The 26,998-nt window shown below is 60.2% G+C and carries 25 protein-coding genes, 1 tRNA gene, 1 other RNA gene and 1 pseudogene; 12 read left to right on the top strand and 16 right to left on the bottom strand.

The features are described 5' to 3' along the window. From hsdR to GGR40_RS05270, 6 genes are all read left to right on the top strand, one after another. Positions 1–3,378: a type I restriction-modification system endonuclease gene (gene hsdR, locus GGR40_RS05295; RefSeq protein ID WP_429275116.1), complete on the top strand. Its 3,378-nt coding sequence runs from the start codon at positions 1–3 to the stop codon at positions 3,376–3,378. After that, on the top strand, positions 3,379–4,848 hold the full coding sequence (locus GGR40_RS05290; RefSeq protein WP_429275115.1) for a class I SAM-dependent DNA methyltransferase: 1,470 nt from the start codon (positions 3,379–3,381) through the stop codon (positions 4,846–4,848). Next, positions 4,845–6,179 carry a restriction endonuclease subunit S gene (locus GGR40_RS05285; protein WP_429275114.1) on the top strand — a complete coding sequence of 445 codons (1,335 nt, stop codon included), beginning with the start codon at positions 4,845–4,847 and terminating at the stop codon, positions 6,177–6,179. Before GGR40_RS05290 ends, GGR40_RS05285 begins: the two co-directional genes overlap by 4 nt. 4 nt (positions 6,180–6,183) lie before the next feature. After that, positions 6,184–7,101, top strand: a complete 918-nt coding sequence (locus GGR40_RS05280) for a restriction endonuclease (RefSeq protein WP_429275113.1) — start codon at positions 6,184–6,186, stop codon at positions 7,099–7,101. A gap of 208 nt (positions 7,102–7,309) precedes the next feature. Next, the gene (locus GGR40_RS05275; protein WP_429275112.1) at positions 7,310–7,840 is read left to right on the top strand and encodes a hypothetical protein; all 531 of its coding nucleotides are present in this window, start codon (positions 7,310–7,312) and stop codon (positions 7,838–7,840) included. Between the two features lie 59 nt (positions 7,841–7,899). Further along, positions 7,900–8,889: a hypothetical protein gene (locus GGR40_RS05270; RefSeq protein ID WP_429275111.1), complete on the top strand. Its 990-nt coding sequence runs from the start codon at positions 7,900–7,902 to the stop codon at positions 8,887–8,889. A 482-nt stretch (positions 8,890–9,371) separates the two neighbouring features. Here the strand turns inward: GGR40_RS05270 and GGR40_RS05265 are convergent, their stop codons facing one another. From GGR40_RS05265 to GGR40_RS05215, 11 genes and pseudogenes are all read right to left on the bottom strand, one after another. Further along, positions 9,372–10,394 carry an SHOCT domain-containing protein gene (locus GGR40_RS05265; protein WP_429275110.1) on the bottom strand — a complete coding sequence of 341 codons (1,023 nt, stop codon included), beginning with the start codon at positions 10,392–10,394 and terminating at the stop codon, positions 9,372–9,374. Then, a complete protein-coding gene (locus tag GGR40_RS05260; protein WP_429275109.1) occupies positions 10,391–10,966 on the bottom strand; it encodes a hypothetical protein in 576 nt (191 codons plus the stop codon). The genes GGR40_RS05265 and GGR40_RS05260 overlap by 4 nt, the downstream gene beginning before the upstream one ends. Positions 10,967–11,301: 335 nt before the next feature. After that, positions 11,302–11,652: a DUF2958 domain-containing protein gene (locus GGR40_RS05255; RefSeq protein ID WP_429275229.1), complete on the bottom strand. Its 351-nt coding sequence runs from the start codon at positions 11,650–11,652 to the stop codon at positions 11,302–11,304. A 2-nt stretch (positions 11,653–11,654) separates the two neighbouring features. After that, entirely contained in the window at positions 11,655–12,719 is a 1,065-nt protein-coding gene (locus GGR40_RS05250) for a PGN_0703 family putative restriction endonuclease (RefSeq protein WP_429275108.1), read from the bottom strand. 75 nt (positions 12,720–12,794) lie between these two features. Then, complete coding sequence (locus tag GGR40_RS05245) at positions 12,795–13,049, bottom strand: hypothetical protein (protein WP_429275107.1); 255 nt, start codon at positions 13,047–13,049, stop codon at positions 12,795–12,797. A 180-nt stretch (positions 13,050–13,229) separates the two neighbouring features. Beyond that, positions 13,230–14,762: a site-specific integrase gene (locus GGR40_RS05240; RefSeq protein WP_429275228.1), complete on the bottom strand. Its 1,533-nt coding sequence runs from the start codon at positions 14,760–14,762 to the stop codon at positions 13,230–13,232. Positions 14,763–14,765: 3 nt separating this feature from the next. After that, positions 14,766–14,942, bottom strand: a pseudogene (locus GGR40_RS05235) (DUF6538 domain-containing protein); the annotation flags it as partial. A gap of 103 nt (positions 14,943–15,045) precedes the next feature. Then, positions 15,046–15,120 (bottom strand) — tRNA-Gln (locus tag GGR40_RS05230). A gap of 96 nt (positions 15,121–15,216) precedes the next feature. After that, entirely contained in the window at positions 15,217–16,062 is an 846-nt protein-coding gene (yghU, locus tag GGR40_RS05225) for a glutathione-dependent disulfide-bond oxidoreductase (RefSeq protein WP_429275106.1), read from the bottom strand. A 153-nt stretch (positions 16,063–16,215) separates the two neighbouring features. After that, complete coding sequence (locus tag GGR40_RS05220) at positions 16,216–17,316, bottom strand: branched-chain amino acid aminotransferase (protein WP_429275105.1); 1,101 nt, start codon at positions 17,314–17,316, stop codon at positions 16,216–16,218. Positions 17,317–17,902: 586 nt separating this feature from the next. Continuing rightward, positions 17,903–18,466 (bottom strand): hypothetical protein, encoded by a 564-nt coding sequence (locus GGR40_RS05215; protein WP_429275104.1) that lies wholly within the window; start codon positions 18,464–18,466, stop codon positions 17,903–17,905. 49 nt (positions 18,467–18,515) lie between these two features. On the opposite strand from GGR40_RS05215, the gene GGR40_RS05210 reads away from it, so the two are divergent. The 3 genes from GGR40_RS05210 (at position 18,516) to GGR40_RS05200 (ending at position 20,248) form a co-directional block, all read left to right on the top strand. Further along, a complete protein-coding gene (locus tag GGR40_RS05210; RefSeq protein WP_429275103.1) occupies positions 18,516–19,292 on the top strand; it encodes a TlyA family RNA methyltransferase in 777 nt (258 codons plus the stop codon). Positions 19,293–19,380: 88 nt separating this feature from the next. Next, the gene (locus GGR40_RS05205; protein WP_429275102.1) at positions 19,381–19,935 is read left to right on the top strand and encodes a TspO/MBR family protein; all 555 of its coding nucleotides are present in this window, start codon (positions 19,381–19,383) and stop codon (positions 19,933–19,935) included. 61 nt (positions 19,936–19,996) lie between these two features. Beyond that, a complete protein-coding gene (locus tag GGR40_RS05200) occupies positions 19,997–20,248 on the top strand; it encodes an accessory factor UbiK family protein (RefSeq protein WP_429275101.1) in 252 nt (83 codons plus the stop codon). A 212-nt stretch (positions 20,249–20,460) separates the two neighbouring features. Here GGR40_RS05200 and GGR40_RS05195 read toward each other — a convergent pair whose 3' ends face one another. Genes GGR40_RS05195 through GGR40_RS05180 form a run of 4 tightly spaced genes read right to left on the bottom strand, consistent with a single transcriptional unit; the run spans position 20,461 to position 23,152 of the window. Continuing rightward, entirely contained in the window at positions 20,461–21,045 is a 585-nt protein-coding gene (locus GGR40_RS05195; protein ID WP_429275100.1) for an NUDIX hydrolase, read from the bottom strand. Continuing rightward, a complete protein-coding gene (locus GGR40_RS05190) occupies positions 21,042–21,725 on the bottom strand; it encodes a TPM domain-containing protein (protein ID WP_429275099.1) in 684 nt (227 codons plus the stop codon). The genes GGR40_RS05195 and GGR40_RS05190 overlap by 4 nt, the downstream gene beginning before the upstream one ends. Before the next feature lie 3 nt (positions 21,726–21,728). Next, positions 21,729–22,544, bottom strand: coding sequence for a TPM domain-containing protein (locus tag GGR40_RS05185; protein ID WP_429275098.1), 816 nt, complete (start codon positions 22,542–22,544; stop codon positions 21,729–21,731). A 5-nt stretch (positions 22,545–22,549) separates the two neighbouring features. Then, the gene (locus GGR40_RS05180) at positions 22,550–23,152 is read right to left on the bottom strand and encodes a LemA family protein (protein ID WP_429275097.1); all 603 of its coding nucleotides are present in this window, start codon (positions 23,150–23,152) and stop codon (positions 22,550–22,552) included. A 215-nt stretch (positions 23,153–23,367) separates the two neighbouring features. On the opposite strand from GGR40_RS05180, the gene mscL reads away from it, so the two are divergent. Together mscL and ssrA are read left to right on the top strand one after the other, a co-directional pair. Next, positions 23,368–23,838, top strand: a complete 471-nt coding sequence (gene mscL, locus GGR40_RS05175; protein WP_429275096.1) for a large conductance mechanosensitive channel protein MscL — start codon at positions 23,368–23,370, stop codon at positions 23,836–23,838. Positions 23,839–23,856: 18 nt separating this feature from the next. Beyond that, positions 23,857–24,220: a transfer-messenger RNA gene (gene ssrA, locus GGR40_RS05170) on the top strand. A 52-nt stretch (positions 24,221–24,272) separates the two neighbouring features. On the opposite strand, the gene GGR40_RS05165 is transcribed toward ssrA, so the two are convergent. Then, positions 24,273–24,551, bottom strand: coding sequence for a hypothetical protein (locus tag GGR40_RS05165; RefSeq protein ID WP_429275227.1), 279 nt, complete (start codon positions 24,549–24,551; stop codon positions 24,273–24,275). Positions 24,552–24,843: 292 nt separating this feature from the next. Between GGR40_RS05165 and GGR40_RS05160 the strand changes: the two genes are divergently transcribed. After that, positions 24,844–26,958 carry a malate synthase G gene (locus GGR40_RS05160; protein WP_429275095.1) on the top strand — a complete coding sequence of 705 codons (2,115 nt, stop codon included), beginning with the start codon at positions 24,844–24,846 and terminating at the stop codon, positions 26,956–26,958. The last annotated feature ends 40 nt before the right edge of the window (positions 26,959–26,998 follow it).

Below are 26,998 nucleotides of genomic sequence, written 5' to 3'. Positions count from 1 at the left end.
GTGGACTCTCTCAATTTTGGTTTCCTTGAAGCCCATGATAAACAGTTGGTGACGTTGGGAGGGCTGGCGGAACGCTATTTTTCAAGCGATCCTTCAACCGCTATCGTCAAGCTTCGCCAGTTCGCTGAATTGATGGCGAAGATGGTCGCGGCGCATCACGCTGTTTATCGTGATGAGCGCGAGACATTCGAAGAAACGCTCCGCCGTCTGTCGTATGATCGCCTTATCCCCAAAGAGGCAGCGGATATTTTTCATGCCCTGCGGAAAGCGGGCAATAGCGCGGTGCATGAAGCAAAGGGCAATCATTCCAGCGCACTGACGGCGCTAAAATTCGCTTGGTCGCTCGGCATCTGGTTTCATCGAACCTATGGCCGCGCTGCCAATTTTCAGTCCGGTGCATTCGTGCCGCCGCGCCAACCCGTTGATGCGACCGTTGCCCTGCGCGAAGAGATTGAAAAGCTCAGGCAGAAGGTGGCGGAAACCGAAGGTGATGCGGTCCGCGCTCGCCTTGAAGCAGACGAACAAACCCACGCGCGCGAGGCGATAGAAGAGCGACTGGCACGCGAGGCGGAGGAGCGAGCCGCTTGGGAGAAGATCGCCCAGGACATTGACGCCGAGAAGGCCGAAGTCACGAGCAAGCTCGCTGCTCTTCAGGCCGAAGCCGAAACTGTACCTCGCGCTGAGGCTGCTCAGTTGGTCAAGCGCGGTGAAAAGGCTGCGGTAAAGATCGACCTTGACGAAGCGGAAACCCGTGCGCTCATCGATCAGCAATTGCGCGATCGTGGATGGGAGGTTGATACTCGCGACCTCCGATACAGCAACGGTGTTCGCCCTGCCAAGGGGCGCAATCTCGCCATCGCTGAATGGCCGACCGCAAACGGCCCCGCCGACTACGCCCTGTTCGTTGGCACGACTCTGATCGGCGTTGTGGAGGCGAAGCGACGGCGAAAGAATGTATCAGCCGCGATCGATCAGGCTGAACGCTATTCGACCGGCATAAAAAACAGTGCCGATTTTACCTATGCCGGTGGGCCTTGGGGCGAATACAAGGTGCCATTTGTGTTCAGCGCGAATGGCCGATCCTATCTCAAGCAGATTGAGACAGAGAGCGGCATCTGGTTTCGCGATACCCGCCGCGCCGCAAACCATCGTCGCGCGTTGGTGGACTGGCCGACGCCGGAAGGCCTCACCGGGCAGCTTGAGGTCGATCAGGACGCGGCTGATGCGGCGCTTAAGGCGCAGCCATTCGAGTTCGGTTTCCCACTTCGCCATTATCAGGAAACCGCGATCCGCTCGGTAGAGGCTGCCTTGTCGGCTGAGCAACGCGCCGTCTTGGTCGCGATGGCGACCGGCACAGGAAAAACTAAGCTCGCAATCGCCATGCTGTACCGTTTGCTGTCGGCCAAACGGTTTCGGCGCATCTGCTTCGTGGTTGATCGCAGCGCCCTTGGCGACCAGACAGAGGGCGAATTTTCGACCACCAAGGTCGTGTCCGGAAAGACATTCGCCGAAATCTTTGGCCTCAAAGGTTTGGGCGACGTGACCCCGGACGTGGAAACTAAAGTCCACATCTGTACGATTCAGGGTTTGGTGAAGCGTGTCCTGTTCGCTGCCGATGGCGCATCCGTGCCGCCCGTTGACCAATACGACCTGATGGTCATCGACGAATGTCACCGCGGCTATCTGCTTGATCGGGAGATGTCCGACGCCGAGCTGAGCTTCCGGGGGCAGGATGATTATATCTCGAAATATCGCCGCGTGCTGGACTATTTCGACGCGGTGAAGATCGGCCTGACGGCTACGCCCGCGCTCCACACTACCGACATTTTCGGCGATCCGGTCTTCACCTATTCCTACCGCGAGGCAGTGGTCGATGGCTTCCTGATCGACCATGAGCCGCCAATTCGCATCGAAACTGCGCTGGCGCGAGCGGGCATAAAGTTCGAGAAGGATGAAGAGCTTGAACTGCTCAACACCCGGACCGGCGAAGTCGATTTGGCCCACGCACCAGACGAGATCCGGTTCGAGATCGAGGCATTCAATCGACAGGTCATTACCCCGGAGTTCAACCGCGTCGTGGCGGAGGAACTGGCGCGGCACATTGACCCGGCGCTACCGGGCAAGACGTTGATCTTCGCCGCGACCGATGCCCACGCGGACATGGTGGTCAGCGCCATCAAGGCCGCTTTCGCCGAGCAATATGGCGAGATTGACGATGCCGCCGTGAAGAAAATCACGGGCAGCGTGGACAAGGTAAAGAACTGGATTCGCGCGTTTCGCAACGACGCCAATCCGCAGATCGTCGTCACGGTGGATCTGCTGACCACTGGTATCGACGTGCCGAAGATCACCAACCTCGTGTTCTTGCGCCGGGTGAACAGCCGCATTTTGTATGAACAGATGATTGGCCGCGCGACACGCCAGTGCTCGGAAATAGGCAAAGAGGTTTTCCGAATTTTCGACGCCGTCGATCTCTATCCCTACCTCCAGAATATGACTGACATGAAGCCTGTCGTCGTCAACCCGTCGATCAGCTTCGCCCAGCTCGTCCGCGAGATGACGGAAGCGCAGAACGATGAGCAGCGGGAGGCCATTCGCGAACAGCTTGCCGTGAAGCTGCGCCGCCGGATCAAGAAGCTGACCGATGAGGCAAAGCAGCAGTTCGAAGCTGTGGCGGGCGAAACGCCGGAGGCGATGCTGCAACGGGTGATGTCCGGCGATGCACCGGGGCTTGCCGCTTGGCTAAAGGACCGCGCCGCGATCGGCCCCATCCTCGATTGGCAGGCTGATGGCGATAAGCCCGGCTATGTCCCGATTTCCAAGCACGCGGATCATGTCGTCGATGTGTCGCGTGGTTATGGCAGTGCTGCAAAACCGGAAGACTTTCTGGACAGCTTCGCCGCCTTCGTGCGCGACAATATCAACACCATCGCGGCGCTGAAGCTCGTCGTGCAGCGTCCCCGTGACCTGACCCGTGCCGATCTGAAGGAACTGCGCCTGGCTCTGGATTCCAAAGGCTTTTCAGACGCCAATCTTCGCCGCGCCTGGGCCGATGCCCGCAATGAGGAAATCGCCGCCTCGGTCATCGGCTTCGTCCGTCAGGCCGCACTGGGCGACGCGTTGATCCCCTATGAAGACCGAGTGCGGGATGCGATGCGCGCCATCATGTCGAGCCGGGCATGGACCGACCCGCAGAAACGCTGGCTCAAGCGGATCGGCGACCAGATTGAAAAAGAAATTGTGGTGGACCGCGCCGCCATCGACAAAGAGCCATTCATCGCCGATGGCGGCTTCAATCGCCTGAACAAGGTGTTCGGCGGGGAGCTGGAAAGCATCCTCGCCGGAATCAACGAAGAATTGTGGAAGAAGACCGCGTAAATGAGCACCACCACCGATATCGTCGCCAAGCTCTGGGGCTTGTGCAACGTCCTGCGCGACGATGGCGTCACCTATAACGAATATGTGACGGAGCTGACCTACCTGCTGTTCCTCAAGATGCTGGAGGAAACCGGCAAGGAAGAGCGATTGCCGGAAGGGTGGCGCTGGGGCCTTCTCACCAAGCGCGAGGGCATGGAACAGCTTGATTATTACAAGGCGATGCTGCTCGAACTCGGCAAGGCTAAGGATGCGCTGGTCAGCGCGATTTTCATCGACGCACAGACTCGCCTGCGCAAGCCCACAAACCTCAAGGCGCTGACCTCGAACATCGATCAGCTCGACTGGTTCTCCGCTCGCGAAGAGGGGCTGGGCAACCTCTATGAAGGCCTGTTGGAAAAGAACGCCGCTGACAAGAAATCTGGCGCCGGGCAGTATTTCACACCCCGGCCGCTGATCGACTGCATCGTGCGCCTGATGCAGCCGCAGCCGGGGGAAGTGATCCAGGACCCGGCAGGGGGAACGGCGGGCTTCCTCGTCGGCGCCGACCGCTACATCAAGGACCATACCGACGATCTCTATAGGCTGACGGAGCAGCAGGCCTTTTTCCAGCGGCACAACGCCTTTTCCGGCGCGGAGCTGGTGCCCGATACCCATCGCCTCAGCATGATGAACCTGCTGCTGCACGGCATCGAAGGCGGTATGGAGAATATCGACACACTCTCCCCCGATGGCGAGGCGCTACCCAAAGCCAATCTGATCCTGACCAATCCGCCCTTTGGCACCAAGAAGGGCGGGGGACGTCCGACCCGTTCCGATTTCTCGATCACGGCGGACACGTCGAACAAGCAGCTTGCCTTCGTCGAGCATATCGTGCGCGCTCTGGCCCCGGGTGGCCGCGCCGCCGTAGTCATCCCCGATAACGTGCTGTTCGAAGATAATACTGGCCGCCGCCTGCGCACCTGGCTGATGGACCTGTGCGATTTGCACACCATCCTGCGCCTGCCGACCGGCATTTTCTATGCGCAGGGCGTCAAGACCAATGTGCTGTTCTTCCGGCGCGGCAAGAGCGACAAGGGTAATACCAAGGCGGTCTGGGTCTATGACATGCGGGCTAATGCGCCCGCCTATGGCAAGACCCGTCCGCTGACCGTTGCCGATTTCACGGAGTTTGAGGCAGCCTATGGCGCGGACGCCAATGGCGGAGCCGCACGACAGGATCAGGGTGAGGACAGCCGCTGGCGCAAGTTTGATCGCGCCGCCATCACCGACCGCAATGACAATCTCGACATAAGCTGGCTTCGCGACACCGAAGCGGAGGCTGAAGAGGCGCTGACCGAGCCAGAGGACATCGCTGCCGCCATCATCGGCCATTTGAAGGCGGCGCTTGAGGAGATTGAAACGCTGTCGGAAGAGTTGGAGCCGGATAGCGTTGAAGAAGCCGGTGTTGCCGTGGCGGAGGCAGCGGAATGAGCGATTTGCCGGTTGGGTGGAGCCGTTCCCGTCTTGGAGATGCGGCGACTGACATAAGCTATGGTTTCACAACGGCATCCACCGCCGGTGGAGATCTCCCCAAGCTGCTCCGTATCACGGATATTCAAAATGGCTCCGTCAACTGGGAAACCGTTCCGCGTTGTACTGACCAGCCAGATGAGCGGACAACGCTTGGCGCAAGCGACATTGTAATTGCGCGCACCGGAGCGACCACAGGGAAAAGCTATTTAATAAACATGGTTCCAGAAAAAGCCGTGTTTGCTTCGTACCTTATCCGTGTTCGACTAAGTGCGGCGGTTGATCCGGCTTACGCATGGTCGTTCATGCAGTCCCGTGATTATTGGTCCCAGATACAAACCGTTGCGAAAGGAACCGCGCAGCCTGGCGCAAACGCATCCATTCTTTCAGGCTTATCCTTACCGATCGCTCCTCTTCCCGAACAGCAGCGGATCGTGGCGAAGATCGACAGCCTCACCGGCAAATCCAGACGCGCCCGCGACCATCTCGACCACATCCCCCGCCTCGTCGAGAAATACAAACAGGCCATCCTCGCCGCCGCCTTCCGGGGTGACCTGTGTAATGAGCGTCGGTCCCCGAAGCTGCAGCCGTTATCGGAATTTATTGATTCATTGGATCAGGGCTGGAGCCCCAAGTGCGCCAGCGAGCCAGCAAGCCCAAATGACTGGGGTGTCATAAAAACGACAGCGATCCAGTCCGTTCAATTTTTGCCGCTGGAGAACAAGCGCCTCCCTGCTGATCTCGCACCTCGACCGGGGATCGTCATCAACGCTGGTGACGTGCTCATAACCCGCGCAGGCCCGCGCAGCCGGGTAGGCATTTCGTGTCTTGTGACCGAAAATCATCCTAAGTTGATGCTGTGTGACAAAGCCTATCGACTTCGCATCAATCAGGAAATGGCTGATCCGGCGTTTGTCACTTATATGCTGAACACCCCTCAGTGCCTTTCAGAATTGGAGGCAATGAAAACAGGCATCAGCGACAGCGGCCTGAACCTCACGCAGAGCAAATTCATCGCATTGAAAATCCCGGCATTTTCTCTGCAAGAGCAGTCTGAGATCATCGGTCGCATCCAATTCGCTTTCTTGTGGATTGAACGGCTTACCGGCGACGCCACTAGCGCCCGCAAGCTGATCGACCACCTCGACCAGTCCGTGTTGGCCAAGGCCTTCAAGGGCGAACTCGTGCCGCAAGATCCCGCTGACGAACCCGCCAGCGTCTTGCTCGATCGCATCCGGGCGGAACGCGCTGCCGCGCCAAAGGCCAAGCGCGGCCGCAAGAAGGCAGCCTGATTCCATGGCCATTCCCGATTACCAGACATTGATGCTGCCGGTCCTGCGCCTCGCCGCCAACGGCGAACAGCGCGTGGCCGATGCCGCCGAACACATCGCCGACGAACTCGGTCTCAGTCCCGACGAACGCGAAGAAATGCTCCCTAGCGGACGGCAACGCCTGCTCCATAACCGCATCCATTGGGCAAAATTCTACATGTCCAAGGCAGGCCTCGTCACCTCGCCCAAGCGGGGGCGTTTCATCGCGACCGAAGCGGGGCTGGCGCTGCTGGCATCCAACCCCGCGCGCATCGGCGTGAACGAGCTGAAGGACTATGAGGGCTTCCGAGAGTTCTATAGCGGGCAGAAGTCCACCGATGACGATGCTGCGCCCGCTGTCATCGCCCCATCAGTTGAAACCGGCACGCCGGAAGAGCAGATTGAGGCGGCCTATCAGGCCGTGCAATCCGCTCTTCGCGCGGAACTGCTGGAACGCATTGTCCAGAACAGCCCGGCCTTTTTCGAGCAACTGATCGTCGATCTGCTGATCGCCATGGGCTATGGCGGATCGCACAAGAACGCGGCCACCCAGCTCGGCCGTTCGGGCGACGGCGGTGTCGACGGGGTCATCAACGAGGACAGGTTGGGTCTCGACCGGGTCTATGTGCAGGCCAAGCGCTATGCCGAAACAACGGTCGGTCGCCCCGATGTGCAGGCCTTCGTCGGCAGTCTGGTCGGTCATGGCGCAACCAAGGGCGTGTTCGTCACGACCTCCACCTTTAGCAGCCAGGCACGGGACTATGTCAAACACCTCGCCCAGCGTGTCATCCTAATCGACGGGGATCGTCTGACCGACTTGATGATCGAATATGGCGTCGGGGTTCGCGTCAGCCGCAGGATCGAGTTCAAAAGACTGGATGAAGATTTTTTCGTTGAGGAGTGACCTTCCCGGCCAAGGGGCAGGGCGATAGTTTGATGTGGAAAGGCGCCGATTTTGTTGCTTTAATGCAACTATTTTGGATTATTCCGCCGAGAAAGAGCATGAATCGGCATGAAGGAGGCAGCCGAGCTGCATAAAAATCCTCTTACTCATTATATTGTCAGGCGATAGCACCCTCGCTGTCGCATCGATCCAGAAAGGAACGATGCTTATGCCTGAACATTTCTCAGTCTTACCCGCCGACACTCCCAAATCCCAGACCCTTGAACCATGGATCGAAAGGGGCACTTTGGGCCAACTGCATCCCGCGTTATCCCGGCCCATTCGTCATGCGCCGAGTTTTGGAACGGCGGAGTATAAGCAAATGCTACGCCTCCATCGGAAAATTCGCGATGCGGCTGATTCCACGGAGATTCCGCGCGAGACACGAGCGCTGATCATCGCCCGCAAGCTGAGCGATGACCTTTACCATAGATCCAAAGCTGCGCCAACAAAGGCAATCCCGCACGAGCCCGCGCATCCGAATGACCCCGGTACGGTGCTCGTCGAAACGCTGCGGCATTTCTCCAATGCTGTATTTGCTCCGTCACCATATGACGATCAACCTGATGTGCCGTCCCTGCAGCGGCTGCATAATCGTTTGAGTGATTTCCTTTCGGGACCGCCTGCGCGGGACATTCGGCGTAACCCTCTGCAAGCGTTGCGTGTCATGACCGAGCGCCTCATCAGCTACTACGGCTAATAAATTCCCCTTGCCCGGCCGGTGCGATTGTGAGGCCGGGCAAATTTCCGGATTTCCCCATGACATTCTATCTGACCGAGGGCGAACTTTTCGCGCGTGAAACCATTCGCGAGCAGGCGGAGCGTTCGCATATTTTCATCCGCAAGCTAAGGCGCCGGGGTGGAGCCACCGATGCTAAACCAACACCGGATGCGGCAAACATCGGGATTGGTACTTTCGCCTCAACCCATGCAGCGGCGGAGTTCGCTTTGTGGGCAGGGCTTCCGTTAGATACGCTTATCACGCTCGATTGGCAGAGAATGGGTATTCATAGTGGGCCAGAGGCTCAGGCTGCTACGGGCGCATTCTTGAAGTGCTACAATGCCTGGGCGATCGATAAAAATGCGCACCCAGCTTGGATTTACGGCATCGAGAGGGCGAATACGGACCAAGGCTTGGGCTATCATTCCCACGTCGCGCTGCATATTCCCGGCATACCGGCCGCGCCGTTTAGCGGCGAATTGCCTCCGATAAATCATCGCGAACACTTCAGGAAATGGATTTCGGAGTACACTCTGCGCAGATTCGACCATCACATCCCAAGAGCAATTCGCGCCAATCTTCGGGCGCGAGAGTGCTCATTTCGACATTGGAATGCGGTCAGCTATCTTCTCAAAGGCTATGATTTGTCGGCAATCGTGCAAACCGCACGAGCAACCGTCGATGGTCGGACTACATACCTCGGCGATTTCATCCCGTGGCGGTATTGTAATCCTGGGGCAGTTGCATTGAAGAACCGGCTTCGAGTTTGTCATGCCCTCGGCCCAGCCCGTAGAGCAATCGGAGCGCCAACTGGTATGGAGCATTTGCTCCCAACTCGACCGAATTGGAGTGTGTTCAAAGTCGAAGGGCATGGTCCCATGACCGACCTTGAAAAAGGTCGGATCTCGTGGACATTACCCAAAGCCAAGCCGTTCGTAGCTTCTTGGGATGACGGCATCCGGGATGTGCGTGGGCTTTATTGTCATGAACTCTATCGGTTCGCGACGGGGCAGGAAGCATCGGGCTAATCTAGAGATTCTGCTGAACGAGCCTGCCATCGAGAAATGATGGCAGGCTTCCTGCAAAATGCAAGCCATAAGATGCTGTATGTATTGATTTAATTCCGTTTAAATTCGAAGTAGGCGTCCATATAGGCCCGCATTCTCCGCGTCGTGCTCAGACCCTAGCAATCTTGAAATCAGGCCCTTGGCGAGCTATTTAATTGGGTAAGCCGAACGCCGTAATCTCGTGGTGCCCAGCGATTACGGCTTTGGCCGTCAGCCTTCAACTCGCGGTAGTCGCTGCCTCTCCGCGCTTCAGGCTCGGGGTCGATGAATGCTCGGCCATTTTTGAGTTCTCGGATCGTACCGAAACCTTCAGAGCCGCGACCGGTCCAAAAAAACACCCGTTCGCCGATTTCGTATGGGGAATCTGGTTCGCTGGTGGGGAGCATCAAACGCCATCCTTGCTATTTGTTACGAACGGGCATGATGTCCTGATCGTAGCATTTTCAGCCCCAAAGGCAGATTTTGCTTTGCGCGTTTTCCCAGCAAGCTCCTTTGCGAGAGAGGGTTCCCAACTCATCTTGCGCATGAGTGGAAGCTCGACTGCCGCTCCAGAAGCCGATGCCATCAGCACCGTCGCGCTGAAGAATTGCGAAATAGCCTCCTCGACGGCTAGATGTTTCGTAAATGGAAAAGCTGCCGTTCTCGTCCAGGGAGTAGAAGCAGCTTCCGTCTATGTAGGTCGTGCCCTTGGCGATGAGCTTGCAGCGGCCAGACTTCAGCGCTGTTGCCGTTTCGGACTGTCCAGCCATTGGCTGATTGCCAGGAGTTTCGGAACTGGATTGCGATGCGTCGGCCATAGCCTTGCGATCATGATTGACGATTGCCCCTATGGCGGGGTCGATGGCAGCGCTTGTGTCACCATCTCTAGCGAACCGAGCCACTGCCACTGACCCGGTCGGGCAAAAGATGAGCGTGCTAGGAGCCGCTGCCGCGCCCCCGCATTGGTAAAACTCGAATGCTTCTTCATGATCGGTATCGGTCAGCTGGTCGTGCCAAGCCGTTCGCATAATCCAGTCCGGCCCGCTCGGCTCCCAAGTTACGTGACGGCCACGCTCTAGCCAAAGGTTTTCCATGGTTGCCAATCGCGCGCCTAGGGCATTGAACCCGAGAACAAGCATCAGATTTCGATAGTCGTCTGGCGGAGAAATTGCGGCTTTTGACGCGGTCGCATCTCGGATTTCGTCAGATTGATTTTCGCTGAAGGCATTCGCACGTGGTTCATTGCGTGCGACTTCGGCGCTGGCGTCACCAAAACCATCCGCGCGTGCAGCCAGGTATGTTACACCGGCCAGCGCAACGAAAATGGCGGCTGCGATCGCAATCTTTAGCTTTGCTGGCGTTAATCCTTTCCTCTGGGCCTCCCGATTGGACAGATCAGCGACTTCGCGTTCGTATTCGGCGTCGTTCAGTGCGCCGCTGTCGCGTAGGGCTCGAAGGCGTGAAATTTGATCGTTCCGGACGATCATTGCATGAATTTTCCGGCAGCATCGCACTTGGCAACATCGAAGCGGGTAATGGGTTCGCCATCTGTAAGGTCAGCCAGCGCTAACATTCCCTCTTCACCGACATTGAAATCAATTTGCTCGCCCGGTTTCACCACGCCGATTGTCCAACTGATGTCGCTATTCATCACGGAACCCTCAAGGTTGAGCGGCCGATTACTACTGTTAGCGACACGCATTTTCGTGTTCTCACAGAACGTCAGCGGGTTTGGTTCGACCTCCAGCGCCTCCCATTTCGGTCTGTGCGACAAAGTTTCGTCCGTCACGATCAAATCCGGTGGCGATCCGATGACAGGTTGAAATGTATTTTCGTCACCGGTTGCTGCGACAGACGGGGTTTCTACTGATGCGTTAGCCTCACGCGCATCTTCAAGGGCTTGCCCCCGCGTGAGAAAATATATGCCTATTAGCACGATGGCGGCGAGTTGAGTGAGCCAGAACCAACGTAGTACACGGCGGACGCCCCGCGACTTTTCCCGGCCTTCTTTCCATCGATCCGGCGAAGTTTGTGTCAGCCTTAGCAGGACTGGAAGCAAGCAACGCTGCCTTCTGATCGACAAATTCTTCTTCCGACAGGATGCCATCGGACTTCAGTTTTGCTAAGCGTTCAAGTGCTTCTAGCTTATCCGTCATGCGTTGCCCCCTATGTCCATCAGGGGCAACGGCCGAAGCCGGATGTTGGAAACACTGGCACAGCGCAGCGCGCATGCGCCTTTACCGGCAAGCCGGTTGGACATGCGCGCATGCCACCCGGCCGAAACTCGACCGAGGTGCTGCAACAAAGAGGTTTCCACGCCCCGCTCTCGATTATTGCGAGAGCGGGGCGACCCTAGGATATGAAGATTAAGAAATGCAAGAGCTTGGCATCTGGTCACGAGATGATCCTGCGCATTTGTCTGGCATCAACAGCATATGCTGACAGGGGTTTATCGCCGGTAAATGTGGCATCCCTTTCGACTGGCAGGCCCAGCGCGCCACGGATGTCGGCCAGTTCGTGTAGGCTCACATAGCCCAGTTCAGGCTCACCAAGCCCGAGATCGCAAAGTCCGAATGCGCGGTCATGATCCGTGGGATCAATTTCCGTCAGCAGCCACGTGGCCCCAGCGTCCGGGGTGAAGAGTTTCACTACCGGCGCTGGATCATGATGGCGACCCGTCGCACTGGCTCGACCATGTTCCAGCATCAGATCGAAAGCGATCCGGTCGATGAAGGGCAGCTGCATGCTCAAGCGGCTTTCCCGATGAGGCTGAGCGGAGCCGGAGGCGGTGGAGCGATGTTCCAATCCTCTATCTTGTCGCGAAGGCAGGCCTCGACCGCCTCGATGACAATGCCCCAATTCAGATAGCGATCGAACAGGGCATAGGCGTCGTCCTTCGCACCTGCCCAGCCCAGCGCTTCAACGAACTGCTCTAATTCGACATTCAAGAAAGAGGTTTGTCCCACACCGGGCGAAGCAAGAAATCGGCTGTAGAATGCCGCCCCCTGCTGGACATTGACGTTATGGCGCGGAGCGAGCAGCATGAAGTGGGTTTCGGCCCAATCGCCCCGCATCATTGCCGCTTGAGCAAGCAGATGCTCCCTGAAGAGTTGCTGGAGTGGATTAACCCGCAGGGCGGAGTGCATCGGTTCTTTGAACAAACCCGACGACGGCGCGAGGTCATTGTATCGGGCGTTCAACTCCGTAGGCGCGGGTTCGGTAAGGCTCTCGGAATATTTCACCTCAATGCCGATCATACCGTTAGCACCATCGCTGCGCTGATAGATAATCGCGACGTCGAAAGCGGTCCGGTCGCCGGTAAAGTCCGCCGCCCGCCGTCCAGGCGAATGCTCGAACCACACATGACGAACCGCAGCGATGTCGATGCTAGGGGCAATCGCCCGCATCACCTTGCCAGCGAGCGCCAGATCGAAACGAAGCGGCGCAAAGAGATTGAATGCCAGCGGCATCGAACTGAGCAGATTGCTGTAGAGCCGCTGCCGGTCGATCAGCGCTCCCGCTTCCTGATAAATGACCTCGCGGCGGGCTAGATGGGCGACAGCCGGGTCAAGGAAGTTGCGTCCGGAGGCGGCTGCGGTCGTGTTGAGTAACGAGCCGACCTTGCGTTTGCGGCCATCCCGTCCCTGATAGCTGCCGACAGGAAGGCCCTGACGCTCGCGCCAGAAGGCTTGGAGCAGACGGGCGCAGGCGCGGAAGCGCGTATCGAATTTCTCGTGGACGAAATGCGCTTTGAGCAGTTCGTCGGGTACGAGAGGAAGTTGGCCGATCGCGTGGCCGGGTTCTGGTGTCATGAATCCTCCATCGTTCGCCGGAGATCGTCCGGCAGAGAGGATTCGTTGATCGCCCTGCTATCTGTGCAGAATTTGTCATAGGGTCGGGCTTCGCAGGACGGCCAATAATGCCGCTAGACCGGTCTGCCGGTATGCAGATGGTGCGCTGTCTCGATAGATTTTTCCGGTCGTGGGATAATAGCTGAGGCCGTCCGGGAGTTTGAGCTGGAAGGCTGAGCCTATCGGACGCCGGACGTCGATCCCTTCACGTATCAGCCTGTCGATGGCGGCAACCATGGCCAAAGCATCGGAAGGTTCGGCCTGTGCTGTAGGCATATTATCGAATTTCATATCTTCTTCCTTTCAATTCTCTCCGAAGGGGAGGGAAAGGGGGGAGAGGGTATGATTAAAGGCAGGATAGTCAGGGAAGGCATAGTAAGGGGGGATATGGCGCTGGAGCGCCAGAAAATATTGCGCCTGAGTGCGGGCGGTGTCCATCGTTTCAATCTGCAACTGCCCTACCGTTTCCGGCTATTTTTCATGCAAGTGCGAAAGATCGACTCCGATGTCGATTGTGTCGACAGCTTGTTTGAGATTGGCGACGGTCAACCCTTTGTTGTAACGCGCAGTTTCACCTGCCGTAACATGGCCAGTAACTTCATCAACGACAGAAGCCGTTACTCCGGCCCTCTTCATAAATGTTGTGGCGCTATGTCGTAAGGAGTGGAAGTCGCGCTTCGGGACATAAAGCCCCGTGTCTTGCCGGTACCGCGTGAACCATTTCGAATAATTGTGCCCGAAGCGATCATCCGCACCTCCAGTTTTGAGGTTGGGAAATACTAGCTTTGCCGACGTCCTCCGCACTTCATCAATGTAACGCAGAAATCCCAAATCTATCAAACTATCGTGGATCGGAACCTTACGGATTGCTCTCACATTTTTGAGTTGCCGACCTTCTCCCTTTTTCAAATCGAATATCCAGATCCCGTCAACCTGCCGAACGTCATCCAAGCGCAACTGGCAGATTTCTTCCTGACGCATACCGGAAAAAACCGCGATCAGAGGCAGCCAGAATTTTTCATCTCGAAAGACCTGCGTTCCTGGCTTCGATCGCCGATGCTCTGATTGGCACCCCGTCCAGACCGGTGAATGAAACAGCACGTCAAGCTCCTCACTATGCCACATTTGACGCTGATCGCGCGCTTGTTTGGCAGCGTGGAACTTCCAGTCGTTGAAGATATTTGTCGTGACTGTATCTTGCTCGATAGCACTATCCCAAAGAGTGGATAGAGCCGCAAAGTGGCGTTGGACGGTGCGCGATGACAAGCGCGGGACGTCCATATCCAAAGCCAGTTCAACTATTGCCGTTGCCGAAAGGCCACGAAATTCGACAGCCTTACTATAATTGGCCGGAAGGTCTTCCAGCAGTGCCTTAAAGCGGCCGGCATCTGCTCGCACATACTGATTTAGGGGCCGATCGCCTGCAAACTCGGAAAAGATAGAGTAGGTTGCGCGCGCTTGCAGAAATGTTTGGCGCTCCCAAACAGCTCTACGCAATTGCGCCTCACGGAAAATTTCCGCCGCTTCCGAGAATAGGGGACCGCTGGCCATGGGTGACGTTCTAGCTTGCCCATCTGGCGAGGGAGATACTTGCGGAACCGGCTTCTCACGTAAAGCTTGTATGAGCAATTTATCGGTTGGCTCGTAGCTGAAATCGCCTTCGGCGCGGGCGCGCAGCGTTTCAGCAATTTCCACCCCGGCTCGGAGCATAGCTTGTCCGGTTTTGCGAACGCTGCTCTTATCAAATTTCGCATCCAGCCCATACCGGCGTGCGAGCATAACGGAAGTGATCTGTCTAACAGTCGCATAAGCGTTTTCGGCCAAATGCTGCTTCGCATTCCTAGCCAAAACCCGATAATTTTCCGCCCGCGCCTCTCTGAACTGATCGGGCATGTCAGCGTCCAAGCGAAATTGATCGTCCCGTGCCAGAACGGTGGTGTAAAAATCTTTCACCAGCGCGGCGATGTCCTCGTCGCTCAACGTCGATGCGCTTTCGACAGCCAAGAACAATTCCTCCGAACGCAAATACAGGCAGCGCGACAGAAATCGCGCTTCCCCTGCTTGATGCGTATGGAGGCTGCATGTCAATTCGCGGCGAGCTAGCCGGTCGCGTAAAGGCTGCGGGACTACCCGCCGAAAGTGATAGATGCCACCGCGCTTGATCGTATTCGGGATGCCTCCCATCCGCACAATGCCCCAACTTTGTAGCGGGGGTTTGTAGCAAATGCCCCACCACGGTTCCGGCGCCATCCGAAAATCAAGGTTTTGCGGTAGTTTGGGAGAAAACTGGCTGGGGCGGCAGGATTCGAACCTGCGAATGCCGGTACCAAAAACCGGTGCCTTACCACTTGGCGACGCCCCAGCAGAGAACCGCGCCATGCGCAGTGCCTCGGGAGAGGCCGCTTAGCGGTTTGTCCCGGCGCTGGGAAGAGGATTCGACAGCGCCGGGACGGTGTTATCAACGATCCAGAACCGTATCGATGTCTGCGGCGTTGTGACGCTCTGCTACCAGCCCGTCGCCCTTGCGATTGACGATCCGGCCACGGCGCACACCGTCACGCTCGCCCAGTTCTTGGCCCCAACGCATCAGATTGGTGTAGCTCTCTACGTCTAGGAAGGTCTTGGCATCGCCATAGGCATCCCCGCGCACGAAGCCGCCGAACCAGCCGTAGGCGGCAATATCGGCGATCGTGTAGTCGTTTCCGGCAAGATACTGCGTTTCGGCCAGCCGCTTGTCGGCGACGTCGAAGATGCGCTTGGCTTCCATGGCGAAGCGGTCGATCGGGTACTGGAACTTTTCCGGGGCGTAGGCATAGAAATGCCCGAATCCACCCCCCAGCAGCGGTGCCGTGCCCATCTGCCACATCAGCCAGTTCATGCACTCCGTCCGGGCAGGGCCGGAGGCAGGCAGGAAAGCGCCGAACTTTTCGGCCAGATGGAACAGGATCGAACCCGATTCGAAGACGCGCACCGGTTCGGTGCCCGAAAGGTCGAGCAGGGCGGGAATCTTGGAGTTGGGATTGATCGACACGAAGCCGGACGAGAACTGGTCGCTCTCGCCGATGTTGATCAGCCAGGCGTCGTATTCGGCATCGTGCCCGGCCGCCAGCAGCTCTTCAAGCAGGATCGTGACCTTCTGGCCGTTGGGGGTGCCAAGCGAATAGAGCTGGAGCAGGTGGTCGCCACGCGGCAGGTCGCGCTCGAACCGGGCACCTGCGGTCGGGCGGTTGATGGCCGCAAAGGCGCCGCCGTTAGGCTCGTCGTAAGTCCAGACCTTGGGCGGCGTGTATGTGAGATCGGCCATCTTCAGGAACCTCCTGTGAGGGGGAAAAGCCGCTCACAGGTAAGTTCGAGAATGGTTCGCGACAAGGGTCGCAGTTTAAATCCGGGCTTCGACCGGCTCGGCCCGAGCGGGGGTGGCAGGCAACGCCCGCTCACCCCTTGGTTGGCGGAACGATCAGCCGATCTTGCGGATCCACCCGTGAGTGTCCGGCGCTTCGCCGCGCTGGATCGAGACGAGGCGGTTCTTCAGCTTGCCGGTGAGTTGGCCGGGGCCGCCCGAACCGATGATGAATTCGCCATCGCGGCCCGAAACCTTGCCTACCGGAGTGACGACTGCAGCAGTACCGCAGGCGAAAGTTTCCACCAGCTTGCCGGAGGTCGCATCCTCGCGCCACTGGTCCAGGCTATAGCGGCCTTCCTTTACCGTCAGGCCTTCTTCGCGGGCAAGCTGCAGCAGGCTGTCGCGGGTGATGCCGGGTAGGATCGTCCCGGTCAGTTCGGGGGTCAGCAGGGTACCGTCCTCGAACGCGAAGTAGAGGTTCATGCCGCCCAATTCCTCGATCCACTTGTGCTCGGCGGCATCGAGGAAGACGACCTGATCATGACCGCGCGCGATGGCTTCGGCCTGTGGTACGAGGCTGGCGGCATAGTTGCCGCCGCACTTTGCCGCGCCGGTGCCGCCGGGGGCGGCGCGGGTGTAATCCGAGACCCAGATCGAGACCGCCGGTGCGCCCGACTTGAAGTAGTTGCCCGCCGGGCTGGCGATGACGATGAACTTGTACTGCTTGGCCGGACGGACGCCCAGGAAAGCCTCGGTCGCGATCATGAAGGGGCGCAGGTACAGCGACGCGCCTTCGCCTTCGGGGATCCACGCCCGATCCAGCGCCACCAGCTTCTCGATAGCCTCGACGAAGACATCCTCGGGCAGTTCCGGCATGGCCAGTCGCTGCGCCGACTGGTTGAACCGCGCGGCGTTCGCCTCGGGACGGAACAGGGCGATGGAACCGTCCGCCTGCTTGTACGCCTTGAGACCTTCGAAGATTTCCTGTGCATAGTGCAGGACCGATGCCGCCGGATCGAGGGGAATCGGCTGTCGAGGGCCGATGATCGCGTCGTGCCAGCCCTGTCCCTCGGTCCACTCGATCGTCACCATGTGGTCGGTGAAGTTGGTGCCGAAGCCCGGATTCGCCAATACAGCGGCGCGCGTCTCGGCGCTGACGGGGGCAGGATGGGCTTGGGTGGTGAAAGTCAGGCCGGCATCGGCGAGAGTCGCCATCGAACGTCTTCCTCAAGTCTGCAACGGGACTGCGCCGTTGACCGAAAATTTCGCCTGACGCAATCGAAAAGCAATATTGCTACTCGCCCTTAGACTATTAGCACAAAGGGTTGGAGAGGCAAATCAGGTCGGCGAGTGGCTGGCAAGTGAGAAGGGCCGCACCGGTCGCCCGGTACGGCCCTTCACATGGTCAGCGGCCGGGAAGTGCCGCCAGCGAAGCCTTTATCGCCTGTGTGTCAGCGATAATGCCTCACGACGGAAATTGCCGACCTCTCTGCTGAACCATGAGACATCGGATCACCTCCTTTCGCGCTGTTGAGCCATAGTGCGCCGCCCTGAAGCGGCTGGACTTCGGTAACCCCCGGGCGCGTATCCCAGGCCCCGCTGTCCTAACCAAAATGTGGGATATTCCGCGGTGCACAACAAGTCTTGAAAACAAATTTTTTGCCGTCATGATCGAGGCTTCCGGCCAGTTATCCCCAGCCGCGCGATGATTTGCAAACGGCGGTTTCCGGGGGTGTGACGTGCGGCCCGATCGGCCTGCCAGAGGGCCGATGCATAGCAGCAGAATCGCTTCGAACCGCCTTCAGCGGCAGTCTTCGATCACGCGGGAGATTTCGGTCCAGCTGGGCACGTAAAGCGTTGGCTGGCCAGTCATCGCGACGGCGAAGCGCCCCCGGCTGAACGCCATCGCATCCAGCACGGCGTCGCGGGGCTGCAGCGTCACTACCGCGCCGCGTGGCGTGGCAGAAGCGTTGAGCGCACGCGTGCCTGCCGACGTGGTGATGGACATGCCGACTGGCCCAGAGACGCCAACCCCCGATCGGATCAGCGACACGCCGGTCTTGCCGGGGTTGCACTGTACCGAGAACAGCCCGCTGCCGAAGCTGGCGACGGACCCGCGCTCTCCTGCCGAATAGGACCAGTCTCCCGGAGTGGCTGCAGCATCGCGCCAGTCGGCTGCGGGGCGCGCGGGCCGGGGCGGCGGCGTTGCAGGGCGCGGCATAGGACTCGGCGCCGGGCGCTGCTGAGTCGGCGAAGGCGTGCCGGGCGGCGGGGGTACGCAGCCTGACAGGACTGCCGTTGCGGCCAGACCGAGGGTGAAAAGAGCGGAAACGGGAGCAGTGCGGCTGCGCGGATTTGCCTTCATGCCCGTGGTATGGAATGAGGCGCGGCCCATCTCAAGTGCGTACCTGCCCATGACCGACCCGCTTCCGCCCCGTTCCATCGAAAAGAAACCTGCCAAAGTGCGGGTCGACCAGCTGCTGGTCGATCGCGGGCTGGCGGAAAGCCGCACGCGCGCCCAGGCGCTGGTGCTGGCGGGACTGGTGTTTTCAGGCGAAACGAAGATCGCCAAGCCCGGCCAGTCGGTGAAAGCCGACGCCGCGATTGACGTTCGCGGGCGCGACCATCCCTGGGTGTCACGCGGCGGTATCAAGCTGGCGCATGCGATCGAGCATTTCGGCCTCGACCCGAACGGCGCGGTGGCGATGGACATCGGCAGTTCCACCGGCGGCTTCACCGACGTCCTGCTCACTCATGGTGCGACCCGCGTCTTCGCAGTCGATTCGGGCACCAACCAGCTTGCCTGGAAGCTGCGGACCGATCCGCGCGTGACCGTGCTGGAACAGACCAGCGCGCGTATCCTTACCCCTGCGCAGATAGACGCGCCATGCAACTGGGTGGTGTGCGATGCCAGCTTCATCGGACTTGCCAAAGTTCTGGAAGTCCCCTTGCGCCTTGCCGCGCCGGAATGTCGGCTGGTGGCGCTGATAAAGCCGCAGTTCGAGGTCGGGCGAAGCGAAGTGGGCAAGGGCGGCGTCGTGCGCGATCCCACGCTTCACGCGCGTGTCTGCGATGAAGTGCGCGAATGGCTGGAGGGTAACGGCTGGGCGATCCAGGGGATCGTCGAAAGCCCGATCAAGGGGCCCGAAGGCAATGTGGAGTTTCTCGTTTCGGCACACCGGGGCGCGTGACCCTGCGCTGGCGATTGCACATGGCGCCGCCGCGTACCACAACCCCGGCCACCTTGGGTAAATTCCTGATTCGGGACTTTTTGCGCGCATGAAACTGCTAGCTTCGCCTGCTCAGTTGAGGGCCAGCCTGATGCGCTGGGCGCTGGTCTGCGTGCCGCTGATCGTGGCGCTGGGCTTTCTTTCGGGCAGGGTGGCGGGCAGCGGGCCGGGCAATCCCTGGTTCGATGCATTGGTGAAGCCGTCCGTCTTTCCGCCGCCGGTGACGTTCGGGATCGTCTGGACCATCCTTTACGTGATGATGGGCGTGGCGCTGGCCATGGTGCTGGCGGCGCGCGGCGCACGGGGGCGTGGGACTGCCGTGGCCGCGTTCCTGGTGCAGCTCGCGCTCAACCTTGCGTGGTCGCCGCTGTTCTTCGGCCTGCACCGGATGAGCGCGGCGCTGGTGCTGATCGCGGTGCTGGTGGTTGCCGCGCTGTTGACGACGGTGCTGTTCACCCGCATCAGGCCGTTGGCAGGGGCGCTGCTTGTGCCTTACGTGCTGTGGCTGGTCTTTGCGACGTACCTAAACTTCGCCTTTCTTCAGGCCAATCCCACGCTCGACGGGGTGCAGCATTCGGGCGCGGTCCAGCGCTTCGATATCTGACTGACGCGCGGAAACGGAAAAGCCCCTTGCGCGGCAGCCGGGGGCACTCCATTTAGGCAGAATGCAAAGCGAAAACCCCTTCGTCGCCGACTTCGCCAAGATGTTGAACAGCGCCGCCGGCACCCTGGCCGGCATGGGCCGCGAAGCGCGCGACGCCGCGCGGGAGCGGGCCAAGGAATTCATGGGCGACATGGATTTCGTCAGCCGCGAGGAATTCGACGCGGTGAAGGAACTGGCCGCAACCGCGCGCGGTGAAGTGGAAACGCTGAAGGCCCGCATCGAAGCGATCGAAGCCAGGCTAAATGCTTCCTGATCAGGCGTCAGTCGCCTTTCCCGCATCACGGCGTCTTTCCTGCTCGAACGCGGGCAATTTCATACCCTTTGTCCTGCTGGTAAGGTGATATTGGCGGCACAGACTGCACCGGTAGGGCCGCAGCGAGAAAGGTGCGCGGGCAGCAACCTCAAGCGCCGCCGTCTCGCTGGCATAGCGCGTCTTGCGCGCACATACGCCGGGGCGCGTCCGGATCAGGTGTCGGATTCCGCATCAAGCAGGGCGGGCCCCAGCAGCGACAGCAGCTTCACGTCCATCGCATAGCCCTGCGCACGCCACTCCGCGATGGCAGCTCCGATGCCGGCAACGGGCACGCGAAGCACGACGATGTCCTCTCCGTCCACGCCGCCGCCGTCAGCGACGCGCGTGAGATCATAGGCGCGGAACAGGGTGAAACTTTCGCTCACCATGCCGGGCGAGGAGAAGAACTCGCCGACCTTTTCCATGCGCCCGGCGCGGTATCCGGTTTCCTCTTCCAGTTCGCGCGCTGCAGCAACGGCCGCGTCTTCGCCGATGTTGTCGGCATGATCGCCGACAAGCCCGGCAGGCAGCTCGATGCAGCGCCGCCCCAGCGGCACGCGGTACTGGTCGACGAGGATGACGTGATCCTGCGCATCGACCGCCAGGATCACGGCTGCACGGATTCCGCGTGAACGGCTGACGTATTCCCACCGGCCCTGTTTTTTGGCGGTGATGAAGCGGCCTTCCCACATCGTCTCCACAGGCTGGTCGGCATCGAAATGGTCGGCCAGAGGGGCATCGGCAGGCGAGGAGGTCATAGTTCGATCAGTCCATCGGGCAATTCGTTGACGTCATCGGACAGGCGCGGAACGTGCAGGGCCAGGATAGCGCCGACCTTGCCCACGCCGGCGATCATGGCGTCGGCGGTATGGCCTTCGCGCAGTTCGGCCAGCATCGCGGCGATGGCATCGGCCCAGACTCCGGGTTCCACCTTGGCGGCGATGGCTTCGTCGGCAAGGATCTCCACGCGGTGTTCGCGCATGGAAAGGTAGATGAGGATGCCGGTGCGCCCGGTAGTGCGCCGCTCCGCGCTCATTCGGAAGCCGCGGGTGGCCTGCCCGTGGACGCGGGCGGTGCGGATCGGGGCGGGAATCAGGAAGAACTTGAGCGGCTGCCACAGTTGCAGCAGCACCATCGCCGCGAACTTGATCGTCGCCACCCCCAACGCCAGCGACAGGATCATGCGCGACGACCACTCGTGGCCCCAGTCGGCGATCAGGCGATCGTAAAGGCCCATATAGAAATCAGGCGCGATCGCCAGCACCGACAGCGCCAGGAACGCCACCAGCGCGGCCCAGGCTAGCGCGACGTCAGTATAGCCGTCCGAGCGATCGGTCAGCATCGTCACGATCTCGCCGGAACTCAGCAGTTCGGCATCGGCCACGGCGCCGCGAATGCGGTCGTGATCCTGCGGGGTCAGATATGTCGGTCTTGCCATGGCCTACCAGTCCCCGCTTGCACCGCCGCCGCCGAAATCGCCGCCGCCGCCAAAGAAGCCGCCGCCATCGGATCCGCCACCGCCGCCCCAACTGCTACCGCCTCCCCAGTTGCTGCCGCCCGAGCTGGGCGGGAACCAGATTATCGGCGTGTCGATGCCGCCATAACGCCCGCGTCGTCCACCCTTAGTGGCTGAGCGGATGATCGGCAGCACGAAGAAGAAGATGACGAAGAGGATGAAGATCACGGTGCCAAGCGGCACATCATCGCCACTATCCTTGCGGGCCTTGTCGGCTTCGGCAGCGATCTTGCGCGCTTCGTCCGGGGGCAGGGTCAACTGCCTGATGATCGCGTCGGTGCCGGCTTCGATGCCGCCGGCATAGTCGCCGGCTTTGAAGCGAGGTCGGATATCGTTGTTTATGATGAGGAAGCTGAGGCCGTCGGTCAGGGTGCCTTCCAGGCCATAGCCGACTTCGATACGGACCTTGCGCTCCTTGGGCGCGACGATCAGGATCGCGCCGTTGTTCGTGCCCTTCTGGCCGATGCCCCAGGCCCGGCCCAGACGATAGCCGTAGTCTGAAATCTCGTACCCCTGCAGGTCCGGGACCGTCGCCACCACCAGCTGTCGTCTCGACTGCGTCTCAAGCGCGGCCAGCTTCTGCGTGAGACGCGCTTCTTCGGCATCGGGGATGATGTTCGCATCATCGACGACGCGCCCCGTCAGCTTGGGGAACGTCTGCGCCCAGGCCCCCGGCGTCCCTGACACAAGGGCGACGAGGACCAGAAGCGCGGCCAGCGATGCGGCCCGGACGCGGGCCATCGGGATCAGAGCTTTCCTTCGAGGCTCGGGGCGGCTTCGGCGCCCGGCGTCACGGCCTTGTAAGGCACCAGCGGCTGCGCGCCGCGCAGGCGTGCGCCGATCATCGAGGGGAAGGTGCGCACTTCGGTGTTATAGCTCTGCACCGCGCCGTTGTAGTCGCGGATCGCCACGCGGATGCGGTTTTCCTGCCCCTCAAGCTGGCTCTGCAGCATCTGGTAGTTGGCGTTTGACTTGACCTCCGGATATGCCTCGACGCTGGCAAGGAGGCGGCCTATGCCGGCGCCAAGGTTGGCCTGCGCCTGCTGGAACTGCTCCATCTTCTTGGGGTCGCCCAGATCGTTCGCGCTGATCTGCACTGAAGTCGCCTTGGCGCGCGCCTCGGTCACGCCGACAAGGATCGACTTCTCCTGCTCGGCTGCGCCCTTGGCGACGGCGGCAAGGTTGGGGACGAGGTTCGAACGCTCCTGAAAGGCAGCCTCGACGTCGGCCCACTTGGCCTTGGCGGCTTCCTGCTTGGTCGGCACCGAGTTGAAACCGCACGCGCTGAGCGACAGGGCTGCACCCAGCACCAGACCGGTCTTCAACCTGCGAGCATTGATGAGCGACATCGGCGTCTTTCCTCCACTGCGCACCGGGCTGAACCGATGGCTTCCACGCGATAGATAGCGCGCCATCATGTCGGATCAAGGATGCTGCAAGGGCATGGGTGGAAACACGCAGGGTTAACAATCGTTTGAGAGCCCGCGCCGAGTGTGTCAAACAGCACATGTGCCAATCGGCACTCGGGCAGCTTTCCACAGCCGGCAGAAGGGGAACCAGGCGCATGGCAATCGTAGACGAATTCAAGAAGTTCATTGCACGCGGCAACGTGCTCGACCTGGCGGTGGGTGTGATGATCGGCGCCGCATTCGGCAAGATCGTGTCCTCGCTGAACGAGAACATGATCATGCCGGTGATCGGCTGGCTGTTCGGCAGCATCGATTTCTCGAAATATTTCTTCCAGCTGGGCGAGGCGCCGGCGGATTATAAGGGCAGCCTGACGGACTATGCCGCGCTGAAAGCGGCGGGCGTGCCGATGATCGGCTACGGCGAATTCGTGACGCAGGTGGTCAACTTCCTCATCATCGCCTTCGTGCTGTTCCTGCTGGTCCGTTCGGTCAACAAGATGATCGATTCGGTGCGCAAGCAGGAAGCGGAGGCTGCGGCAGCCGCTCCGGCCCCCGAAGCGACGGTGGATCCGCAACTGGTCGCGCTCAAGGAAATCCTTGAGGAACTGCGCAAGCCGAAGGCCTGATCGCCCAAAGACATGCTTTCACTTCACATTCAGGCAGGAGCGCCTATATGGGCTCCTGCCGGCCTCGGTCGGCTATGAGGATAAATTGCCCCGTGCAATAGACGCAGCGGACCCGGGGGCGGTACCCGGCGGCTCCACCATCACCCGTTTCCTCGCGGAAACAACCCTGTTGTCGCAGGGGTGATGACGGGGCCGAACTAGGATCGACGTGTGTTGAAAAGCGGTGTTTTCTTCCGGGCTGAGTAACCCGTTCAAGGCTCAAAACTCATAAGTGCCAACGACAACGAAGCACTTGCTCTCGCGGCGTAATTCTAGGGGCTAACGCCCTGAAGTTACAAAGTTAGAACACGGTTGGACCCACCGGGTAACAGAAGCGGATTCCAGGGGCTGGGGACGAGCCTGTCAACAGAATCGTCCCACCTTCCTTTTTCGTGTCACGCGGCCTTGCGTTCAGGTTCCATATCCTGATCGGGCGCCTGCTCGACCTTTGCCAGCAGGGCAGCTTTCTCGTACTTGATGCAGTCAAGGATTTTGGCGCCGCCCATGAACACGGCACCGGTGCAGGCCAGAAACAGCAGCTTGCCTCCGAATCCCGGAAATCGCGTAAGGTAGACGCTGCCGCGCTCGATCGCGCCAAGTGCCAGAGCGTAGATGACCATGTACGCTTCCCAGTTGCTCTTGATTACGAACAAGCGACCGATTTTGCGGAGCATTGTCATCCCTTTACCAGCGGTCACAGGTTCAGCAACGTTCGTGCCAGTCCCTGATTTCCGCCTATCCTGATGCTTAACATTGCCTTCAATGTAAGGGTTTTCGACGGTTAAGAAAGTCCGCCAAAACCCTTGTGCCATTTCGTGACCGGTCGATTTGGCGTGACGGTCTGGCTGCGGTTGCCAATCGTACAGGCTTGCGTCATACCTTTCACATCCTTCCCCGGGACAAACTGGTTTCAGATGCGGATGCGCCATGCATGATGGGCGCGTTCGAACCACCGCGAGGAAGGCAATGACTGACAGGATTGATCGTTCGGGGCTGCAGGTCGATGCCCGGCTGGCGTCGTTCGTGGAGGGGCAGGTTCTGCCCGCCATCGGACAGGACGCCGGGGGCTTCTGGCAGGGCTTTGCAGCGCTGGTGGCGACGTTCGCTCCGCGCAACCGGGTGCTTCTGGAAAAGCGCGATTCGCTCCAGTCGCAGATCGACGCATGGCATGGTGAACGGGCAGGCAAGCCGCTGGACCAGACCGAATACCATGCGTTCCTGCGCGAGATCGGCTATCTGGTCCCCGAACCCGGAGCGTTCATCATCGGTACTACCGGCGTCGATGCGGAAATCGCGACGATGGCGGGGCCGCAGCTTGTCGTTCCGGTGCTGAACGCGCGTTTCCTTCTCAATGCGGCCAATGCCCGCTGGGGCAGCCTCTACGATGCGTGGTACGGCACCGACGCGCTAGATGCCGCCCCGGCGCAGGGTGGCGGCTACGATCCTGCGCGCGGCGCGGCGGTCGTGGCAGCAGGTCGCGCGTTCCTGGACCGGGCGCTGCCGCTGAAGGCCGGATCGTGGCGCGATGTGGACCAGGTGGCCGCTGCCGAACTCGCTGATCCGTCGCAGTTCGTCGGCACGACCGATGCCGGGCTGTTGTTCCGCAACAACGGCCTTCACATCGAGATCGTCGTCGATCCGGCAAGCGAGGTGGGCAGCACCGACAAGGCGAGCATTGCCGACATCGTCCTTGAAGCAGCGCTGACCACCATCGTCGATCTGGAAGATTCGGTCGCCGCCGTCGATGCGATGGACAAGATTGCCGCCTACACCAACTGGCTGGGCGTCATTCACGGCGATTTGCAGGAAACCTTCACCAAGGGCGGTCGCACGCTGACGCGCGAACTGGCGGACGACAAGCGCGTTGCCTTGCCCGATGGCAGCGAGATCGCGCTGCCGGGCCGCTCGCTGCTTTTCGTGCGCAACGTGGGCCATCTGATGACCAACCCGGCGATCCTGCTGCCGGACGGGTCGGAAATCCCGGAAGGGATCCTCGACGCCGTCATCACCAGCGCCATTTCCGCGCAGGACGTCAAGGGGCTGACCCGCTATGGCAACAGCCGGTCGGCAGGCCGCAGCATCTACATCGTCAAGCCCAAGATGCACGGGCCTGAGGAATGCGCCTTCACCGATGCCTTGTTCAACGCGGTGGAGGATCTGCTGGGGCTGCCGCGCCATACGATCAAGGTCGGCGTCATGGACGAGGAGCGGCGCACGTCGGCCAATCTGGGGGCCTGCATCCACGCGGTGAAGGACCGGATCGTCTTCATCAACACCGGCTTCCTCGACCGCACCGGAGACGAAATCCACACCTCGATGCGCGCGGGGCCGATCATCCGCAAGGCCGCGATCAAGGGGGCCGCATGGATCGCCGCCTACGAAAAGCGCAATGTCGCCATCGGCCTGCGCCATGGCCTGTCCGGCATCGCGCAGATCGGCAAGGGCATGTGGGCGGCGCCCGATCGGATGCGCGACATGATGGACCAGAAGATCGGCCATCCCCGCACGGGCGCCAACACCGCCTGGGTGCCGTCGCCCACTGCCGCCACACTTCATGCCACGCATTACCACCAGATCGACGTCTTCGGCCTGAGGGGCGCAATTGGCAAGGAGGAGATACCCGGCCTCGATCAGCTGCTCTTGGTCCCGCTGGCCGAAGGCACCAACTGGTCAGAGGATGAAGTGCGCGACGAACTCGACAACAATGCCCAAGGGCTGCTCGGCTATGTCGTGCGGTGGATCGACCAGGGCGTGGGCTGTTCCAAGGTGCCCGATATCGACGATGTCGGCCTGATGGAAGACCGCGCAACCCTGCGTATCTCCAGCCAGCACATGGCGAACTGGCTGCTGCATGGCGTCTGTTCGGCAGAGCAGGTCATGGATTCGCTGCGGCGCATGGCGGCCAAGGTCGATGCGCAGAACGCGGACGACCCGCTTTATGAGCCGATGGCCGGCAACTGGGACACCAGCATGGCCTTTCAGGCGGCCTGCGATCTGGTGTTCAGGGGCGCGGAGCAGCCCAACGGCTATACCGAACCGCTGCTGCATGCCTGGCGCCTGAAGAAGAAGAAGACGGCCTGAGGGGCGGTAGCCTGCGGTTTAACCTCATCTTAGGCATTCA

Source organism: Novosphingobium gossypii (assembly GCF_050433305.1).
Lineage (GTDB): Bacteria > Pseudomonadota > Alphaproteobacteria > Sphingomonadales > Sphingomonadaceae > Novosphingobium > Novosphingobium gossypii.
The sequence above is the reverse complement of the archived record's forward strand: the minus strand, read 5'-3'. Positions and strand labels throughout refer to the sequence as shown.

What these genes read in the sequence shown, in the direction of transcription:
- GGR40_RS05290 (WP_429275115.1), top strand. Translation starts at nt 3,379, where the DNA reads ATGAGCACCACCACCGATATCGTCGCCAAGCTCTGGGGCTTGTGCAAC.
- GGR40_RS05285 (WP_429275114.1), top strand. Translation starts at nt 4,845, where the DNA reads ATGAGCGATTTGCCGGTTGGGTGGAGCCGTTCCCGTCTTGGAGATGCG.
- GGR40_RS05280 (WP_429275113.1), top strand. Translation starts at nt 6,184, where the DNA reads ATGGCCATTCCCGATTACCAGACATTGATGCTGCCGGTCCTGCGCCTC.
- GGR40_RS05275 (WP_429275112.1), top strand. Translation starts at nt 7,310, where the DNA reads ATGCCTGAACATTTCTCAGTCTTACCCGCCGACACTCCCAAATCCCAG.
- GGR40_RS05270 (WP_429275111.1), top strand. Translation starts at nt 7,900, where the DNA reads ATGACATTCTATCTGACCGAGGGCGAACTTTTCGCGCGTGAAACCATT.
- GGR40_RS05265 (WP_429275110.1), bottom strand. Translation starts at nt 10,394, where the DNA reads ATGATCGTCCGGAACGATCAAATTTCACGCCTTCGAGCCCTACGCGAC.
- GGR40_RS05255 (WP_429275229.1), bottom strand. Translation starts at nt 11,652, where the DNA reads ATGCAGCTGCCCTTCATCGACCGGATCGCTTTCGATCTGATGCTGGAA.
- GGR40_RS05250 (WP_429275108.1), bottom strand. Translation starts at nt 12,719, where the DNA reads ATGACACCAGAACCCGGCCACGCGATCGGCCAACTTCCTCTCGTACCC.
- GGR40_RS05245 (WP_429275107.1), bottom strand. Translation starts at nt 13,049, where the DNA reads ATGAAATTCGATAATATGCCTACAGCACAGGCCGAACCTTCCGATGCT.
- yghU (WP_429275106.1), bottom strand. Translation starts at nt 16,062, where the DNA reads ATGGCCGATCTCACATACACGCCGCCCAAGGTCTGGACTTACGACGAG.
- GGR40_RS05220 (WP_429275105.1), bottom strand. Translation starts at nt 17,316, where the DNA reads ATGGCGACTCTCGCCGATGCCGGCCTGACTTTCACCACCCAAGCCCAT.
- GGR40_RS05215 (WP_429275104.1), bottom strand. Translation starts at nt 18,466, where the DNA reads ATGAAGGCAAATCCGCGCAGCCGCACTGCTCCCGTTTCCGCTCTTTTC.
- GGR40_RS05210 (WP_429275103.1), top strand. Translation starts at nt 18,516, where the DNA reads ATGACCGACCCGCTTCCGCCCCGTTCCATCGAAAAGAAACCTGCCAAA.
- GGR40_RS05205 (WP_429275102.1), top strand. Translation starts at nt 19,381, where the DNA reads ATGAAACTGCTAGCTTCGCCTGCTCAGTTGAGGGCCAGCCTGATGCGC.
- GGR40_RS05200 (WP_429275101.1), top strand. Translation starts at nt 19,997, where the DNA reads ATGCAAAGCGAAAACCCCTTCGTCGCCGACTTCGCCAAGATGTTGAAC.
- GGR40_RS05195 (WP_429275100.1), bottom strand. Translation starts at nt 21,045, where the DNA reads ATGACCTCCTCGCCTGCCGATGCCCCTCTGGCCGACCATTTCGATGCC.
- GGR40_RS05190 (WP_429275099.1), bottom strand. Translation starts at nt 21,725, where the DNA reads ATGGCAAGACCGACATATCTGACCCCGCAGGATCACGACCGCATTCGC.
- GGR40_RS05185 (WP_429275098.1), bottom strand. Translation starts at nt 22,544, where the DNA reads ATGGCCCGCGTCCGGGCCGCATCGCTGGCCGCGCTTCTGGTCCTCGTC.
- GGR40_RS05180 (WP_429275097.1), bottom strand. Translation starts at nt 23,152, where the DNA reads ATGTCGCTCATCAATGCTCGCAGGTTGAAGACCGGTCTGGTGCTGGGT.
- mscL (WP_429275096.1), top strand. Translation starts at nt 23,368, where the DNA reads ATGGCAATCGTAGACGAATTCAAGAAGTTCATTGCACGCGGCAACGTG.
- GGR40_RS05165 (WP_429275227.1), bottom strand. Translation starts at nt 24,551, where the DNA reads ATGCTCCGCAAAATCGGTCGCTTGTTCGTAATCAAGAGCAACTGGGAA.
- GGR40_RS05160 (WP_429275095.1), top strand. Translation starts at nt 24,844, where the DNA reads ATGACTGACAGGATTGATCGTTCGGGGCTGCAGGTCGATGCCCGGCTG.